A 14,735-nucleotide genomic window follows, 5' to 3' on the forward strand; every position below is an offset into this window, starting at 1 on the left:
GATCTAGCTTTATACCTGCTGGAACGGGCCTTCCGGCGCCCCTTTCCTAGATGGGATTGGGGCAATCGATGAACAAGTGCTCGATGGCGAAACGCCGCGCCAGGTAGTCGCCCAGGGCCTGCACGCCGTAGCGTTCGGTGGCGTGGTGACCGGCAGCGATGAAGCTGATGCCGTTCTCGCGAGCGCTGTGGAACGTCTGCTCGGACGCCTCGCCGGTGAGGTAGAGGTCGACGCCGGCGGCGATCGCCGTATCGATGTAGCCCTGGCCGCCGCCGGTGCACCAGCCGATGCGGCGGATCATCCCGGAGCCTTCCACCAGCAGGGGCTCGCGGCCCAGTACGTCCTGTACGCGGCGAGCGAAATCGCGCGGAGTGAGCGGTTCGGCCAGGGAGCCGATCAGGCCGACGGTGCGCGGGTTGTCCGGCTCCAGCGGTCCTTCGACGGTGATGTCCAGTTGACGGGCAAGCTGCACGTTGTTGCCCACTTCCGGGTGCACGTCCAGGGGCAGGTGATAGGCCAGCAGGCTGATGTCGTGGGTCAGCAGAGTCTTCAGGCGGCGCTGCTTGATCCCGACCACACAGGGGTTCTCGCCCTTCCAGAAATAGCCGTGGTGGACCAGCACCACATCGGCCTCGGCTTCCACCGCGGCATCGAGCAATGCCTGGCTGGCGGTGACCCCGCTGACGATGCGCCGAACCTGTGGCCGCCCTTCGACCTGGAGGCCGTTCGGGCAGTAATCCGAGATACGCGAAGCCCCGAGAAAGCGCTCCGCTTCCTCCACCAGGGTGGTCAGTGCAATGGCCATCTGCCTCTCCTCATAAGCTGCTGAGAGCGGCTATTTTATTGGCGGCCGCCCCGTATAATGGCGCCACCTTAAGGGGCACCCTCGCCCCTCGCAACCCTCAGGATTCCCCTCGATGCTCAAGGCCCTGCGTTTCTTCGGCTGGCCCCTGCTTGTCGGCGTACTCGTAGCACTGCTGATCATCCAGCAATACCCCGAACTGGTCGGCCTGCCCCGCCAGGAAGTGCACCTCCAGGAAGCGCCCCGGTACAGCCTCTCGCGCCCAGGCCCGGAGTCCTATGCGGAAGCGGTGAACAGCGCCTCCCCCGCCGTGGTCAACCTGTACACCACCAAGGTGGTGAGCAAGCCGGCGCATCCGCTGTTCGAAGACCCGCAGTTCCGCCGCTTCTTCGGTGACAACCTGCCCCGCCAGCGGCGCATGGAGTCCAGCCTCGGCTCGGCGGTGATCATGAGCCCCGAGGGCTACCTGCTGACCAACAACCACGTCACGGCGGGCGCCGACCAGATAGTCGTGGCCCTCAAGGATGGCCGCGAAACCCTGGCACGCCTGGTAGGCGGCGATCCGGAAACCGACCTCGCGGTGCTCAAGATCGACCTGGACAACCTGCCCGCCATCACCCTCGGCCGCTCCGACAACATTCGCATCGGCGACGTCGCCCTGGCCATTGGCAACCCCTTCGGCTTCGGCCAGACCGTGACCATGGGCATCATCAGCGCCACTGGCCGCAACCAGCTGGGCCTCAATACCTACGAGGACTTCATCCAGACCGACGCGGCGATCAACCCGGGCAACTCCGGTGGCGCCCTGGTGGATGCCAACGGCAACCTGATCGGTATCAACACCGCGATCTTCTCCAAGTCCGGCGGCTCCCAGGGCATCGGCTTCGCCATCCCCACCAAGCTGGCCCTGGAAGTCATGAAGGCGATCATCGAGCACGGCCAGGTCATCCGTGGCTGGCTGGGCATCGAGGTGCAGCCGCTCACCCCCGAGCTGGCCGAGTCCTTCGGCCTCGAAGGGCGCCCGGGCATCGTCGTCGCCGGCATCTACCGCGACAGCCCGGCGCAACGTGCCAACCTGCAGCCCGGCGACATCATCCTCAGCATCGATGGCGAACCCGCCGGCGATGGCCGCCGCTCGATGAACCAGGTGGCCCGCACCAAGCCCGGCGAGAAAGTCAGCGTCAAGGTCATGCGCAACGGCAAGGAGATCGACCTCTCCGCCGAAGTCGGCCTCAGGCCGCCACAGCAAACCGCACCCGCGGACAACAACTGACCCGAACGGCGCCTGATGGCGCCGTTCTTCATTTCGCCCCCCGCTCCATGAAATCGAACCTGGCAGGTGAAAGATGAAAAAATAAAATGTTATGTTATTACATCTTTAAACCCTGAGACCCACCGACAATGAAGTCCCGCACCCTCGCCTCGGCCGCCGGCCTGGCGCTCGGCCTGGCCAGCAGCAACTCCCTAGCCGCACCACTGGAACTCGAAGAGATCACCATCGAATCCCGCCACGAGCGCGCCGACGGTCCCGTCACCGGCTACCGCGCCACCCGCTCGGCGAGCGCCACCCGCACCGACTCCGACCTGCGCGACATCCCGCAATCCGTGGCCGTGGTGCCCGCCCGGGTACTGGAAGACCTCAACACCACCCGCATCGACCGCGCCCTGGACTTCGCCGGCGGTGTATCCCGGCAAAACAACTTCGGTGGCCTGACCTTCCTCAACTACAGCGTGCGCGGCTTCACCACCGGCGAGCTGTACAAGAACGGCTTCGCCATCAACCGTGGCAGCTACAGCTCGCCGGACGCCTCCACCATCGAGCGCATCGAAGTACTCAAGGGCCCGGCGGCCAGCCTCTACGGACGTGGGGACCCGGGCGGCCTGGTCAATATCGTCACCAAGAAGCCCGAGGAGGAAGCCTTCTCCCGCTTCAGCGCCAGTGCGGGCAGCTGGGACCGCTACCGCAGCAGCCTCGACGTCAATACGCCGCTGGACGACGCCGGCACTCTGCTGTCGCGCATCAACCTGGCGGTGGAGGACAACCAGAGCTTCCGTGATCACGTCGGCAGCGAGCGCGTGGTGGTCAGCCCGTCCCTCAGTTGGCAGCTCAGCCCGGATACGCGCCTGCTGATCGAAAGCGAGTTCGTGCGCCACGAGTCGGTGTTCGATCGCGGCATCCCCGCCCCAGGCAACCAGCTCGGCTCGGTCAAGCGCTCCACCTTCCTCGGCGAACCCAACGACGGCGAGATCCGCAACCGCAACCAGATGCTGCAGGTCAGCCTCGAGCACTACCTGAACGAGGACTGGAAGCTGCGCCTGGCCAACCACTATGCCCAGGGCCACCTGGCTGGCGACTCCTCGGAAACCTCGCGCCTGTCCGGCGACATCGTCAGCCGCTTCTATCGCCAGCGCGATTTCGAATGGAACAACAGCATCACCCAGGCCGAACTGCACGGCACCTTCGCCACCGGCACCTGGCAGCACCAGACGCTGATCGGCCTGGAGTACGAGAACTACCGCAACAGCCAGAAGTACCCCCAGAGCGACACCCTGTTCAGCTACGGCCTGGATATCCACAACCCCGTATACGGCCAACCCAAGCCCGCGCTCACCCGCAAGAACGACTTCTTCGAGCGGGTGGAAAGCCATTCGCTGAACCTGCAGGACCAGATCGCCTTCACCGACCGGCTGCGCGGCTTGATGGGCGTGCGCATCGAGCGCTTCGAGCAGGCAGCCCTGGACCGCTCCACGCGCATCCGCAACGCCCAGCACAAGGATGTAGTCACGCCGCGCCTGGGCCTGCTCTACCAGCTCACCCCGGAAGTCGGGGTGTTCGCCAATGCCTCCACCTCGGTGAAACCCAACGCCATCAGCAGCCGCGGCACCGTGTTCAAGCCGGAGAAAGGCGTCGGCTATGAGAGCGGGGTCAAGCTCGACCTGTTCGAAGGCCGGCTGGGTGCCACTGCCGCGCTCTTCCATATCGAGAAGGAGAACGTGCTCACCGCCGACCCGAACGACCCCAGCCAGAGCATCGCCGCCGGCAAGGCGCGCAGCCAGGGCCTGGATGTGCAGGTCGCCGGCCAGCTCAGCGACGCCTTCCGCCTGATCGGCGCCTACGCCTATATCGATGCCGAGGTGACCGAGGACAACACCCTGCCCGAAGGCAGCCGCCTGCTCGGCATCGCCAAGCACAGCGGCAGCCTGATGGGCGTCTACGAATTCCAGGACGGCTGGCTGCGCGGTTCGGATGTCGGCGCCGCGGCCAACTACGTGGGCGACCGCTCCGGCCAGGCCGGCAGCCAGTTCGAACTGCCCGCCTACAGCACCCTCGACCTGCTCGCCCACTACAAGGCCAGCGATGACCTGAGCATCGGCCTGAACCTCAACAACCTCTTCGACCGCAAGTACTACGAGCGCTCCTACAACAACGTCTGGGTGCTGCCGGGCGACCCGCGCAACCTCACCCTCAGCCTTACCCTCAACCTCTGACAAGGACTCCCCATGCGACTCCACAGCAAACTGCTGCTTACCGCCGCCCTCGGCGCCCTCCTCGCCGGCCAGGCCCAGGCCCACGGCCTCTGGACCGAACAGCGCCGCGGCAACATCGAAGTGATCTACGGGCACGGCGCCGAGGACGACGCCTTCAAGGCCGAGAAGGTCAGCGGCGCCTGGGCCTACGACAAGGCCGGCCGGATGATCCCGGTCACCGTCCAGCGCCTCGACGACCACGCCCGCCTGCAACCCCTGAAGCCACCGGCCAGCCTGGCGGTGGCGCTGGACAACGGCGCCTGGTCGCAGACCGCCGACAAGCAGTGGATCAACAAGGGCCGCGACCAGGTGAAGGGCGCTGTCGCCTCCATCCACACCTGGAAGTACAGCCTCGCGGTCTACCAGGAAGGCGCGAAGCTGCCGGCACTGGAGCGCGTGCGCCTGGTCATCGTGCCGCAGGTCGACCCGCTCGGCGTCGGCCCCGGCAAGCCACTGCCGGTGCAGGTGCTGCTGGATGGCAAGCCGGCAGCCGGCATCGAGCTGTACGGCGACTACCGCAGCGACCCGCATACCGTCAGCGCCACCACCGACGCCCAGGGCAAGGCCAGGGTGCTGGTACGCAACGCCGGCCTCAACGTGATCGCCGCACAGGCGACGCTGAAGACCGACAAGGACCCGGAAGCCGAGGAGCACGGCTTCTTCACCTCGCTGACCTTCGTTGGCGAAGCCCATCACGAGTGAGCGGCAGCAGCCGTTGAAGCATGAAAAAAGCCGAGGCGGTTTCCCGTCTCGGCTTTTTCGTTCATGGCAGCGGAATCAGGCGGCGTCGAGCGCATCCAGCAGCGCCTGGTTCTGCTCCGGCGTGCCGATGGTGATGCGCAGGAACTGGGCGATGCGTTCCTGCTTGAAGTGACGCACGATCACGCCCTTCTCGCGCAGGCCGGCAGCAATGCCCGCCGCATCCTTGCCCGGGTGACGGGCGAAGATGAAGTTGGCCGCCGAAGGCAACACCTCGAAGCCACGCTTTTCCAGTTCGCTCACCACCCGCTCGCGGCTGTCGATGACCTTGGCGCAGGTCTGCTCGAACCATTCGCGGTCCTCGAACGCCGCAGCGGCGCCGACTATGGCCATGCGGTCCAGCGGGTAGGAGTTGAAACTGTTCTTGATGCGCTCCAGGGCCTCGATCAGGTCCGGGTGCCCCACCGCCAGGCCCACGCGCAGGCCGGCCAGGGAGCGGGACTTGGACAGGGTCTGGGTGACCAGCAGGTTCGGGTAGCGGTCCACCAGGGCGATGGCACTCTGGCCGCCGAAATCGATATAGGCCTCATCGACCACCACCACAGTATCCGGGCTGCCCTGCAGCAGCTTCTCCACCGCCTCCAGCGCCAGCAGGCAACCGGTGGGGGCGTTGGGGTTGGGGAAGATGATGCCGGCGTTGGGGCGCGCGTAGTCTTCGACGCGGATCTGGAACTGCTCATCCAGCGGCAACGCCTCGAAGGGGATGCCGTAGAGGCCGCAGTAGACCGGGTAGAAGCTGTAGCTCACGTCCGGGAACAGCAGCGGGCGGCCGTGCTGGAACAGGCCGTGGAAGATGTGTGCCAGCACCTCGTCCGAACCGTTGCCGACGAACACCTGGCCGGTTGTCACGCCGTAGTACTCCGCGACCGCCTGCTTGAGGCGGTCGCTGTTCGGGTCCGGGTACAAGCGCAGGCTGTCACCCAGTTCCGCCTGCATGGCGGCGATGGCCTTCGGCGACGGCCCGTAGGGGTTCTCGTTGGTGTTCAGCTTCACCAGGTTGGCGATCTTCGGCTGCTCGCCCGGAACGTAGGGCACCAGTTCCTTGACGAAGGGACTCCAGAATTTGCTCATCGTCATTCTCCCTTGATCCGGTACTCGGCGCTGCGGGCGTGGGCGGTCAGCGACTCGCCACGGGCCAGCACGGACGCGGTCTTGCCCAGCTCGGAAGCACCCTCTGCCGAGCAGAAGATGATCGACGAGCGCTTCTGGAAGTCATACACGCCCAGCGGCGAGGAGAAGCGCGCGGTGCCGGAGGTGGGCAACACGTGGTTCGGGCCGGCGCAGTAGTCGCCCAGCGCCTCGGCGGTGTAACGGCCCATGAAGATGGCGCCGGCGTGGCGGATCTGCGGCAGCCAGGCCTGCGGGTCGGCGACCGACAGCTCCAGGTGCTCGGGGGCGATACGATTGGCAACGGTGATCGCCTGTTGCATGTCGGCGACCTGGATCAGCGCGCCACGACCGGAGAGGGAGGTGCGGATGATTTCGGCACGCTCCATGGTCGGCAGCAGCTTCTCGATGCTGGCGGCCACCTTGTCGAGGAACGCGGCGTCGGGGCTAACCAGGATGGATTGGGCGTCTTCGTCGTGCTCGGCCTGGGAGAACAGGTCCATGGCGATCCAGTCCGGATCGGTCTGGCCGTCGCAGACCACGAGAATCTCGGAGGGGCCGGCGATCATGTCGATGCCGACCTGGCCGAAGACGTGGCGCTTGGCAGTGGCGACATAGATGTTGCCGGGGCCGACGATCTTGTCCACCTGGGGCACGCTCTCGGTGCCGTAGGCCAGCGCGGCGACCGCCTGGGCCCCGCCGATGGTGAAGACGCGGTCGACGCCGGCTACGCAGGCGGCGGCGAGGACGATCTCGTTGATCTCGCCGCGGGGGGTCGGCACCACCATCACCACTTCGGCGACGCCGGCGACCTTGGCCGGGATGGCGTTCATCAGGACGGAAGACGGGTAGGACGCCTTGCCGCCGGGCACGTACAGGCCGGCGCGATCCAGCGGGGTGACCTGCTGGCCCAGCACGGTGCCGTCGGCCTCGGTGTAGGTCCAGGAATCCTGCTTCTGCTTCTCGTGGTAGAGGCGCACGCGTTCGGCGGCGGTCTCCAGGGCCTTGCGCTGCTCGGCGGTGATGCGGGTCAGCGCCAACTCCAGACGCTCGCGCGGCAGGATCAGGTCGGCCATGGAGTCCACGGTCAAACCATCGAAACGCTGGGTGAACTCGACCACGGCGGCATCGCCACGCTCACGCACGGCCTTGATGATGTCGAGTACGCGCTGGTTGACCGATTCGTCGGATACGCTTTCCCAGCTCAGCAGATGATCCAGATGACGGGCGAAGTCCGGATCAGCGGCATTGAGTCGGCGAACAGCGGTTTGAACGGTCATAGCGGGCCTCGTTATTGGCAAATGCTCGGGCGCCGCTAGAGTAGCAAGCCCACCGTGCGGGCACCCGAGATTATTGGCTATGACACGGATAGGCGGATGCGGCCGGAGCCGCATGGGTGTCAGTCGTGGTGTCGCGACTCGACGGCCTGGCGCAGGGTGTCGATCAGCGCCTGGATACGGGCGTGCTGCATCTTCATCGAGGCCTTGTTGACCACCAGACGGGAGCTGATGGTGGCAATCATTTCCTGGGGTTCCAGGCCATTGGCGCGGAGGGTGTTACCGGTGTCGACCACGTCGATGATCTTGTCGGCCAGGCCAACCAACGGAGCCAGCTCCATCGAACCGTAAAGCTTGATCACTTCGACCTGGCGGCCCTGCTCGGCGTAATAACGCTTGGCGACGTTGACGAACTTGGTGGCCACGCGCAGACGGCCCTTGGGCTCGGGTACACCGATCGCGCCAGCGGTCATCAGCTTGCAGCGGGCAATACGCAGGTCCAGGGGCTCGTACAGGCCCTGGCCACCGTACTCCATCAGCACATCCTTGCCGGCCACGCCGAGGTCTGCCGCGCCATGCTCGACATAGGTCGGCACGTCGGTGGCACGGACGATCAGCAGGCGCACGTCATCCTGGGTGGTGGGGATGATCAGCTTGCGGCTCTTGTCCGGATTCTCGGTGGGGACGATGCCCGCTTCCGCCAGCAGCGGCAGGGTGTCGTCGAGGATGCGGCCCTTGGATAACGCGATGGTGAGCATGGAACTGGATGTCCTTGGCTTCGGCCCTCTGCGGGCCCTTGAGGGAGCGTGCGGGCCGACCGCTAACGGTCGGCCCGAGCGTCACCTAACCCGGCACGCGGCGGATCTTGGCGCCGAGCAGCTGCAGTTTTTCCTCGATGCACTCGTAACCACGGTCGATGTGGTAGATGCGGTCGATCAGGGTGTCGCCCTCGGCAACCAGGCCGGCGATGACCAGGCTGGCCGAAGCCCGCAGGTCGGTGGCCATGACCGGAGCGCCCTTGAGCTGCGGAACGCCGGTGACGATGGCGGTGTTGCCCTCGACCAGGATCTGCGCGCCCATGCGGTTCATTTCGTAGACGTGCATGAAGCGGTTCTCGAACACGGTCTCGATGACCGCACCGGTGCCTTCGGCCACGGCGTTCATGGAAATGAACTGGGCCTGCATGTCGGTGGGGAACGCCGGGTACGGCGCAGTGCGCACGTTGACCGCTTTCGGGCGATTGCCCTTCATGTCCAGCTCGATCCAGTTGTTGCCGGTGCTGATGTGGGCACCCGCCTCTTCCAGCTTCAGCAGCACGGATTCGAGGATGGTCGGATCGGTGTCCTTGAGCTTGACGCGACCGCCAGTAGAGGCTGCGGCAACCAGGTAGGTGCCGGTCTCGATACGGTCGGGCATCACGCTGTAACGCGCACCACCGAGGCGCTTCACGCCGTCGATGATGATGGTGTCGGTGCCGGCGCCCTGGATCTGCGCGCCCATGGCGATCAGGCAGTTGGCCAGGTCGACCACTTCCGGTTCGCGTGCGGCGTTTTCCAGCACGGTACGGCCGTTGGCCAGGGTAGCGGCCATCATGATGTTCTCGGTACCGGTCACGCTGACGGTATCGAAGAAGAAGTGCGCGCCACGCAGGCCGCCGGCCGGAGCGCGGGCCTTGATGTAGCCGCCGTCGACGTCGATCAGTGCGCCCATGGCTTCGAGGCCACGGATGTGCAGGTCGACCGGACGCGAACCGATGGCGCAACCGCCGGGCAGGGCCACTTCGGCTTCACCGAAGCGCGCGACCATGGGGCCGAGCACCAGGATCGAGGCGCGCATGGTTTTCACCAGCTCATAGGGCGCGACCAGGGTCTTGATGGTGCTGGCGTCGACTTCGACGCTGAGCTTCTCGTCGATCACCGGCTGCACGCCCATGCGACCGAAGAGCTCGATCATGGTGGTGATGTCGTGCAGGTGTGGCAGGTTGCACACGGTGACCGGGGTATCGGCCAGCAGGGTGGCCGCGAGGATCGGCAGGGCCGAGTTCTTGGCGCCCGAAATGCGGATTTCGCCATCGAGGCGTTGGCCGCCGGTAATAATCAGTTTATCCATTTGGAATCTCGTCGCCCGTAGGCTCAGGAACGCTCGGCCCAGCCAGCGAGGCTGAAGAATTTCATGGTGACCGCGTGGATGCTGCCATTGGCGATCCAGGCGTTCAGATGGGCATAAACCTGCTGCTGGCGCTTGACCGGGCTCATGCCAGCCAGCTCGTCGCTGATCAGGTTCAACTGGAAGTTGCAGCCTTCGCCTTCAACTTCCACCTGGGCTCCGGGCAGCTTAGCCTCCAGGAGGTTCTTCACTTCTACGGCCTGCATGCTCAACCTCAATCGGCGCCCTACGCGCGCGGGTCGGCCATGATACAAAAAAGCCCCCCGCCTGCGAACCCCGCGCGCGCAAGGTCAGACGGAGGGCTTTCGATTGTCTTCACACTTCCAAGGGCAGCAACTCGTCGAGCCCGGAGACGCCGGCGATCTGCCGCATGTCCTCGGGCAACGCGCGGATGGTCAGCGTCTTGCCGGCCTTGTGCGCATCCCGCATGAAGGCCAGCAACAGCGAGAGGCCGACGCTGCTGGACTTCTCAACACCGGAGCAATCGAGCACCAGGTCGCTCAGGCCGTGTTCGCGGATCAGCTGCGCCCCGGTTTCACGGAGCTGCGGCCCGCTACGAAAATCCAGCACGCCGGAGAGCTTCAGCTCCCCGGCGTTACCGGCGGTCAGTGCGGCTTCACTCATGACCGGCGGCCTTCTGGCCTTCCTCGGTCTGCTTGGCCTTGGCCACCACTTCGGCCCAGCCGTTGATGGTCTTGTCCAGGTCGTTGCCATTCTTCTGCATGGTGTCGGCGAACTGGTCGCGGAACAGCTTGCCGATGTTGATGCCGTTGATGATGACGTTACGCAGCATCCACTGGCCATCGATGTTGACCATGGTGTACGACACCGGATAGACGGTGCCCTTGCTGTCCTTCACTTCCATGCCGACGCTGGTGCGCTCCGGGTCTTCCTGCTTGCCGGGCAGCACGCGGATGTCCTGGTTGTCGTATTCCAGCAGGGCATTGCCGTAGAACTGCATCAGGCTGCGCTTGAAGTTCTCCTGGAAGCGGGTCATCTGCTCCGGGGTCGCCTTGCGCGAGTACTTGACCGTCATGATGCTGCGGGAAATACCGTCGGCATCCACCACCGGGCCGAGGATGTTGTTCAGCGCGTCGTAGAAGGCGCTGGGGTTGCTACGGTACTGCTGCTTGTTGGCCTTGAGGTCGCTGAGCAGCTTGTCGGTGGTCTGCTGCACCACATCGCGGGCGCTGGGCGCCGCGTTGGCCAGCAGGGGCAGTGCGGCGAGCAGAACCAGCAGGCCGTTACGCATTGCTTTGATCATGTCGAAGGTCCTCACTTGCTTTCCTTATTGACCGTATTGAGCAGGAACTTGCCGATCAGGTCTTCGAGCACCAGCGCGGACTGGGTGTCGCGGATGGTGCCGCCGTCCTTCAGCAGCTGGTCGTCGCCGCCGACGCTGATACCGATGTACTTCTCGCCCAGCAGGCCGGCAGTGAGGATGGAGGCCGTGGAATCGGTCGGCAGGTTGTCGACGCGTTTTTCCAGCTCCATGGTGACCCTGCCGGTGTAGCTCTCGCGATCCAGGTCGATGGCGGTGACCTTGCCGATGGTCACACCGGCCATGGTCACTTTTGCTCTGACAGTCAAACCGGCGATATTGTCGAAGTGGGCATAAACTTTATAGGTTTCGCTGGCGCCGCCGACCGACAGGCCGCTCACCCGCAAAGCCAGCAGCAGCAGGGCGAGCAACCCGGCCAGCAGGAACAGGCCGACACCAATTTCCAGGGTGCGGATTTGCATCAGAAATCTCCAAACATCAAGGCGGTCAGGATGAAGTCGAGCCCCAGCACGGCCAGCGAGGCATAGACCACGGTTTTAGTCGTTGCGCGGCTGATCCCTTCGGAGGTCGGCTCGCAGTCGTAACCCTGGAACACGGCGATCCAGGTCACCACGAAGGCGAAGACCATGCTTTTCAGCACGCCGTTCAGCACGTCTTCGGTGAATTCGACACTGTTCTGCATATTGGCCCAGAAAGAGCCATCGTAAACACCCAGCCAATCGACGGCGACCATCGCGCCGCCCCAGATGCCCACCACGCTGAAGATCATCGCCAGCAACGGCATGGAAATGAATCCGGCCCAGAGACGCGGGGCGATGATGTACTTGAGCGGGTCGACGCCGATCATCTCCAGGCTGGAGAGTTGCTCGGTGGACTTCATGTTGCCGATCTCGGCCGCCAGGGCGGAGCCTGCACGACCGGCGAACAGCAGCGCGGTGACCACCGGGCCGAGCTCACGCAGCAAGGTCAGGGCTACCATCTGCCCAACCGCCTGCTCGGAGCCGTATTCCACCAGGATGTTGTAGCCCTGCAGGGCCAGCACCATGCCGATGAACACACCGGATACGACGATGATCGGCAGCGACAGCACGCCGACGAAATACAGTTGCTTGATCAGCAGCTGGAATCCAGCGCCGGTGCCGGTACGCCCGAACATGGCGCGCAGCAGGAACAGGGTGGAACGGCCCAGCGCTTCGACCACGTCCAGGCCGGCGCTCCCGAGCAGGCGGATGCGCTCGAGCGGAGACTTCTTGCGCATCAACGCTCTCCCAGCAAATCGTTGCGGTAATCGGGTGCCGGGAAGTGGAAGGGTACCGGCCCGTCGGGGATGCCTTTCATGAACTGGCGGATCCTCGGGTTATCCGACTCCATCAACTCTTTGGGAGTGCCCTGCCCCAGCACCTGGGCATCACCGACCACATAAAGATAGTCAGCGATGCTGGCGGTCTCCGCCAGGTCGTGGGAGACCACGATGCTGGTGATACCCAGGGCATCGTTGAGCAGGCGAATCAGACGCACCAGCACGCCCATGGCGATGGGGTCCTGGCCGACGAAAGGCTCGTCGTACATGAGGATCTGCGGATCGAGGGCAATGGCCCGGGCCAAGGCCACGCGACGCTTCATGCCGCCGGAGAGTTCATCCGGCATCAATTCGATGGCGCCACGCAGGCCAACCGCCTGCAGTTTCATCAGGACAATGTCACGAATCATTTCCTCGGGCAGCTTGGTGTGCACCCGCAGGGGAAAGGCGACGTTCTCGAACACATCGAGGTCAGTGAACAGCGCGCCGCTCTGGAACAGCACACCGAACTGCTTGCGCATGTCGAAGAGGTCGGCACGGGAAAGCTTCGGCAGGTTCTGACCGTTGACCCAGACTTCGCCGGCCGCAGGCTTGAGCTGTGCGGCGATGAGGCGCAACAGGGTGGTCTTGCCGCAGCCGGACGGCCCCATGATCCCGGTCACCTTGCCGCGCGGGATGCGGATATCGACATTCTGAAAAATACTGCGTGTGCCGCGTTTGAAGGTGACACCCTTCAACTCCACGGCGTAAGCGTTATCAGCGCTCATCTGTACTCCTTGCGATGCGGCCATCCCTGCAGAAGACGTCGCCTCCAGCGGCCGGGACACGATGCCTGAGGGGTGGCCGAACAGGCGGCGAACTATAGCACCGCAGCACTATGCCACCCAAGGCCGCGCCAGCCATTGTTCAGGGCTGCGACAGGTTTCTCCTCGGCGGGATGCGATGAAGGGTGAGCGAACGACTCTTTGCCGGTATAATCCCCGCCTTTTCCTCGGCAACTGCACTCTCCACATGAGCCAGTCCAGCGATCTGATCCAATCCGCACACCGCACCATCCGCCTGGAACGTGAAGCCATCGACACCCTGCTCGGCAGGATCGACGACGACTTCGTCCGCGCCTGCGAGCTGATCCTCGCCTGCAAGGGCCGCGTCGTGGTGGTGGGCATGGGCAAGTCCGGCCATATCGGCAAGAAAGTCGCCGCCACCCTGGCCAGCACCGGTACGCCTGCGTTCTTCGTCCACCCGGCCGAAGCCAGCCATGGCGACATGGGCATGATCACGCCCGACGACGTCGTGCTGGCCCTGTCGAACTCCGGCTCCACCGCCGAGATCGTCACCCTGCTGCCGCTGATCAAGCGCCTGGGCATCACCCTGATCAGCATGACCGGCAACCCGCAGTCGCCGCTGGCCAAAGCCGCCGAGGCCAACCTCGACGCCCGTGTCGAGCACGAGGCCTGCCCGCTGAACCTGGCACCGACCTCCTCCACCACTGCATCGCTGGTCCTGGGCGACGCCCTGGCCATCGCGCTGCTGGAAGCCCGCGGCTTCACCGCCGAGGACTTCGCCTTCTCCCATCCCGGTGGCGCCCTGGGCCGTCGCCTGTTGCTGAAGGTGGAAAACATCATGCACGGCGGCGACAGGCTGCCCCGCGTCGAACGCGGCACCTCCCTGCGCGACGCCCTGCTGGAGATGACCCGCAAGGGCCTCGGCATGACCGCGATACTGGAGAGCGACGGCAAGCTGGCCGGGATCTTCACCGACGGCGACCTGCGCCGCACCCTGGACAAGGGCGTGGACGTACGCCAGGCCAGCATCGACGAAGTCATGACGGTTCACGGCAAGACCGTGCGCCCCGACATGCTCGCCGCCGAGGCGCTGAAGATCATGGACGACCACAAGATCAACGTACTGGTGGTGGTGGACGACAGCGACACCCCCATCGGCGCCCTGCACATCCACGACCTGACCCGTGCCGGAGTGATCTGAATGAGCGACGACCTGCTGCAGCGTGCCAAGGCCATCCGCCTGGCGGTCTTCGACGTCGACGGCGTTCTCACCGACGGCAAGCTCTACTTTCTGGTCGACGGCAGCGAATTCAAGACCTTCAATACCCTGGACGGCCACGGCATCAAGATGCTGATCAACTCCGGGGTACGCACCGCGATCATCTCCGGGCGCAGCACTCCCGTGGTCGAACGACGTGCCCGCAACCTGGGCATTCAGCACCTCTATCAGGGCCGCGAGGACAAGATGGTGGTACTCGATGAACTGCTGGCGGAGCTGGGCCTCGAATACGCACAGGTGGCCTACCTCGGCGACGACCTGCCCGACCTGCCGGTGATCCGCCGGGTCGGCCTGGGCATGGCAGTGGCCAGCGCTGACGGCTTCGTCCGCCAGCACGCCCACGGCACCACCCAGGCACGTGGCGGCGAAGGTGCCGCCCGCGAGTTCTGCGAACTGATCATGCGAGCCCAGGGCAGCCTCGACGCTGCACAGGCCGCCTACCTCTAGGTC

Annotated in this window: 16 protein-coding genes; 5 read left to right on the plus strand and 11 right to left on the minus strand. The window is 64.9% G+C overall.

The window, feature by feature from the left end; all coding sequences use genetic code 11:
- Positions 1–46: 46 nt before the first annotated feature.
- On the minus strand, positions 47–805 hold the full coding sequence (locus OEJ36_RS04485) for a Nif3-like dinuclear metal center hexameric protein (protein ID WP_184488694.1): 759 nt from the start codon (positions 803–805) through the stop codon (positions 47–49).
- 112 nt (positions 806–917) lie between these two features.
- Between OEJ36_RS04485 and algW the strand changes: the two genes are divergently transcribed.
- The 3 genes from algW (at position 918) to OEJ36_RS04500 (ending at position 5,032) form a co-directional block, all read left to right on the plus strand.
- Positions 918–2,075, plus strand: coding sequence for a Do family serine endopeptidase AlgW (algW, locus tag OEJ36_RS04490; protein ID WP_021217851.1), 1,158 nt, complete (start codon positions 918–920; stop codon positions 2,073–2,075).
- 128 nt (positions 2,076–2,203) lie between these two features.
- Positions 2,204–4,291, plus strand: coding sequence for a TonB-dependent siderophore receptor (locus OEJ36_RS04495; protein WP_263400533.1), 2,088 nt, complete (start codon positions 2,204–2,206; stop codon positions 4,289–4,291).
- Positions 4,292–4,303: 12 nt separating this feature from the next.
- Positions 4,304–5,032 carry a DUF4198 domain-containing protein gene (locus OEJ36_RS04500; RefSeq protein WP_184488692.1) on the plus strand — a complete coding sequence of 243 codons (729 nt, stop codon included), beginning with the start codon at positions 4,304–4,306 and terminating at the stop codon, positions 5,030–5,032.
- Between the two features lie 75 nt (positions 5,033–5,107).
- Here the strand turns inward: OEJ36_RS04500 and hisC are convergent, their stop codons facing one another.
- The 10 genes from hisC to OEJ36_RS04550 form a co-directional block, all read right to left on the minus strand.
- A complete protein-coding gene (gene hisC, locus OEJ36_RS04505) occupies positions 5,108–6,160 on the minus strand; it encodes a histidinol-phosphate transaminase (RefSeq protein WP_263400534.1) in 1,053 nt (350 codons plus the stop codon).
- Between the two features lie 2 nt (positions 6,161–6,162).
- Positions 6,163–7,476 (minus strand): histidinol dehydrogenase, encoded by a 1,314-nt coding sequence (gene hisD / locus OEJ36_RS04510; RefSeq protein WP_263400535.1) that lies wholly within the window; start codon positions 7,474–7,476, stop codon positions 6,163–6,165.
- 119 nt (positions 7,477–7,595) lie between these two features.
- Positions 7,596–8,231 (minus strand): ATP phosphoribosyltransferase, encoded by a 636-nt coding sequence (gene hisG, locus OEJ36_RS04515; RefSeq protein ID WP_021217846.1) that lies wholly within the window; start codon positions 8,229–8,231, stop codon positions 7,596–7,598.
- An 85-nt stretch (positions 8,232–8,316) separates the two neighbouring features.
- Entirely contained in the window at positions 8,317–9,582 is a 1,266-nt protein-coding gene (gene murA / locus OEJ36_RS04520) for a UDP-N-acetylglucosamine 1-carboxyvinyltransferase (RefSeq protein ID WP_043241471.1), read from the minus strand.
- A 23-nt stretch (positions 9,583–9,605) separates the two neighbouring features.
- Entirely contained in the window at positions 9,606–9,845 is a 240-nt protein-coding gene (locus tag OEJ36_RS04525; RefSeq protein ID WP_021217844.1) for a BolA family protein, read from the minus strand.
- A gap of 109 nt (positions 9,846–9,954) precedes the next feature.
- The gene (locus OEJ36_RS04530) at positions 9,955–10,263 is read right to left on the minus strand and encodes a lipid asymmetry maintenance protein MlaB (protein WP_263400536.1); all 309 of its coding nucleotides are present in this window, start codon (positions 10,261–10,263) and stop codon (positions 9,955–9,957) included.
- A complete protein-coding gene (locus OEJ36_RS04535; RefSeq protein WP_263400537.1) occupies positions 10,256–10,903 on the minus strand; it encodes a phospholipid-binding protein MlaC in 648 nt (215 codons plus the stop codon). Before OEJ36_RS04535 ends, OEJ36_RS04530 begins: the two co-directional genes overlap by 8 nt.
- An 11-nt stretch (positions 10,904–10,914) precedes the next feature.
- Entirely contained in the window at positions 10,915–11,382 is a 468-nt protein-coding gene (gene mlaD, locus OEJ36_RS04540; protein WP_021217841.1) for an outer membrane lipid asymmetry maintenance protein MlaD, read from the minus strand.
- On the minus strand, positions 11,382–12,179 hold the full coding sequence (gene mlaE / locus OEJ36_RS04545; protein ID WP_263400538.1) for a lipid asymmetry maintenance ABC transporter permease subunit MlaE: 798 nt from the start codon (positions 12,177–12,179) through the stop codon (positions 11,382–11,384). Before mlaE ends, mlaD begins: the two co-directional genes overlap by 1 nt.
- Complete coding sequence (locus tag OEJ36_RS04550) at positions 12,179–12,988, minus strand: ATP-binding cassette domain-containing protein (RefSeq protein WP_021217839.1); 810 nt, start codon at positions 12,986–12,988, stop codon at positions 12,179–12,181. The genes mlaE and OEJ36_RS04550 overlap by 1 nt, the downstream gene beginning before the upstream one ends.
- A 244-nt stretch (positions 12,989–13,232) precedes the next feature.
- On the opposite strand from OEJ36_RS04550, the gene OEJ36_RS04555 reads away from it, so the two are divergent.
- Both OEJ36_RS04555 and OEJ36_RS04560 read left to right on the plus strand, forming a co-directional pair.
- On the plus strand, positions 13,233–14,207 hold the full coding sequence (locus OEJ36_RS04555; RefSeq protein WP_263400539.1) for a KpsF/GutQ family sugar-phosphate isomerase: 975 nt from the start codon (positions 13,233–13,235) through the stop codon (positions 14,205–14,207).
- On the plus strand, positions 14,208–14,732 hold the full coding sequence (locus OEJ36_RS04560; protein WP_021217837.1) for a KdsC family phosphatase: 525 nt from the start codon (positions 14,208–14,210) through the stop codon (positions 14,730–14,732). It abuts the gene before it with no gap.
- Positions 14,733–14,735 lie beyond the last annotated feature (3 nt).

This window comes from Pseudomonas sp. PDM13 (assembly GCF_025685765.1).
Taxonomy (GTDB): Bacteria; Pseudomonadota; Gammaproteobacteria; order Pseudomonadales; family Pseudomonadaceae; genus Metapseudomonas; species Metapseudomonas solani.

Coding starts and splice junctions, on each gene's coding strand:
- mlaD (WP_021217841.1), bottom strand. CDS start 11,382: ATGCAAATCCGCACCCTGGAAATTGGTGTCGGCCTGTTCCTGCTGGCC.
- OEJ36_RS04535 (WP_263400537.1), bottom strand. CDS start 10,903: ATGATCAAAGCAATGCGTAACGGCCTGCTGGTTCTGCTCGCCGCACTG.
- OEJ36_RS04555 (WP_263400539.1), top strand. CDS start 13,233: ATGAGCCAGTCCAGCGATCTGATCCAATCCGCACACCGCACCATCCGC.
- mlaE (WP_263400538.1), bottom strand. CDS start 12,179: ATGCGCAAGAAGTCTCCGCTCGAGCGCATCCGCCTGCTCGGGAGCGCC.
- OEJ36_RS04495 (WP_263400533.1), top strand. CDS start 2,204: ATGAAGTCCCGCACCCTCGCCTCGGCCGCCGGCCTGGCGCTCGGCCTG.
- OEJ36_RS04560 (WP_021217837.1), top strand. CDS start 14,208: ATGAGCGACGACCTGCTGCAGCGTGCCAAGGCCATCCGCCTGGCGGTC.
- murA (WP_043241471.1), bottom strand. CDS start 9,582: ATGGATAAACTGATTATTACCGGCGGCCAACGCCTCGATGGCGAAATC.
- OEJ36_RS04550 (WP_021217839.1), bottom strand. CDS start 12,988: ATGAGCGCTGATAACGCTTACGCCGTGGAGTTGAAGGGTGTCACCTTC.
- OEJ36_RS04500 (WP_184488692.1), top strand. CDS start 4,304: ATGCGACTCCACAGCAAACTGCTGCTTACCGCCGCCCTCGGCGCCCTC.
- hisC (WP_263400534.1), bottom strand. CDS start 6,160: ATGAGCAAATTCTGGAGTCCCTTCGTCAAGGAACTGGTGCCCTACGTT.
- algW (WP_021217851.1), top strand. CDS start 918: ATGCTCAAGGCCCTGCGTTTCTTCGGCTGGCCCCTGCTTGTCGGCGTA.
- OEJ36_RS04525 (WP_021217844.1), bottom strand. CDS start 9,845: ATGCAGGCCGTAGAAGTGAAGAACCTCCTGGAGGCTAAGCTGCCCGGA.
- hisG (WP_021217846.1), bottom strand. CDS start 8,231: ATGCTCACCATCGCGTTATCCAAGGGCCGCATCCTCGACGACACCCTG.
- OEJ36_RS04530 (WP_263400536.1), bottom strand. CDS start 10,263: ATGAGTGAAGCCGCACTGACCGCCGGTAACGCCGGGGAGCTGAAGCTC.
- hisD (WP_263400535.1), bottom strand. CDS start 7,476: ATGACCGTTCAAACCGCTGTTCGCCGACTCAATGCCGCTGATCCGGAC.
- OEJ36_RS04485 (WP_184488694.1), bottom strand. CDS start 805: ATGGCCATTGCACTGACCACCCTGGTGGAGGAAGCGGAGCGCTTTCTC.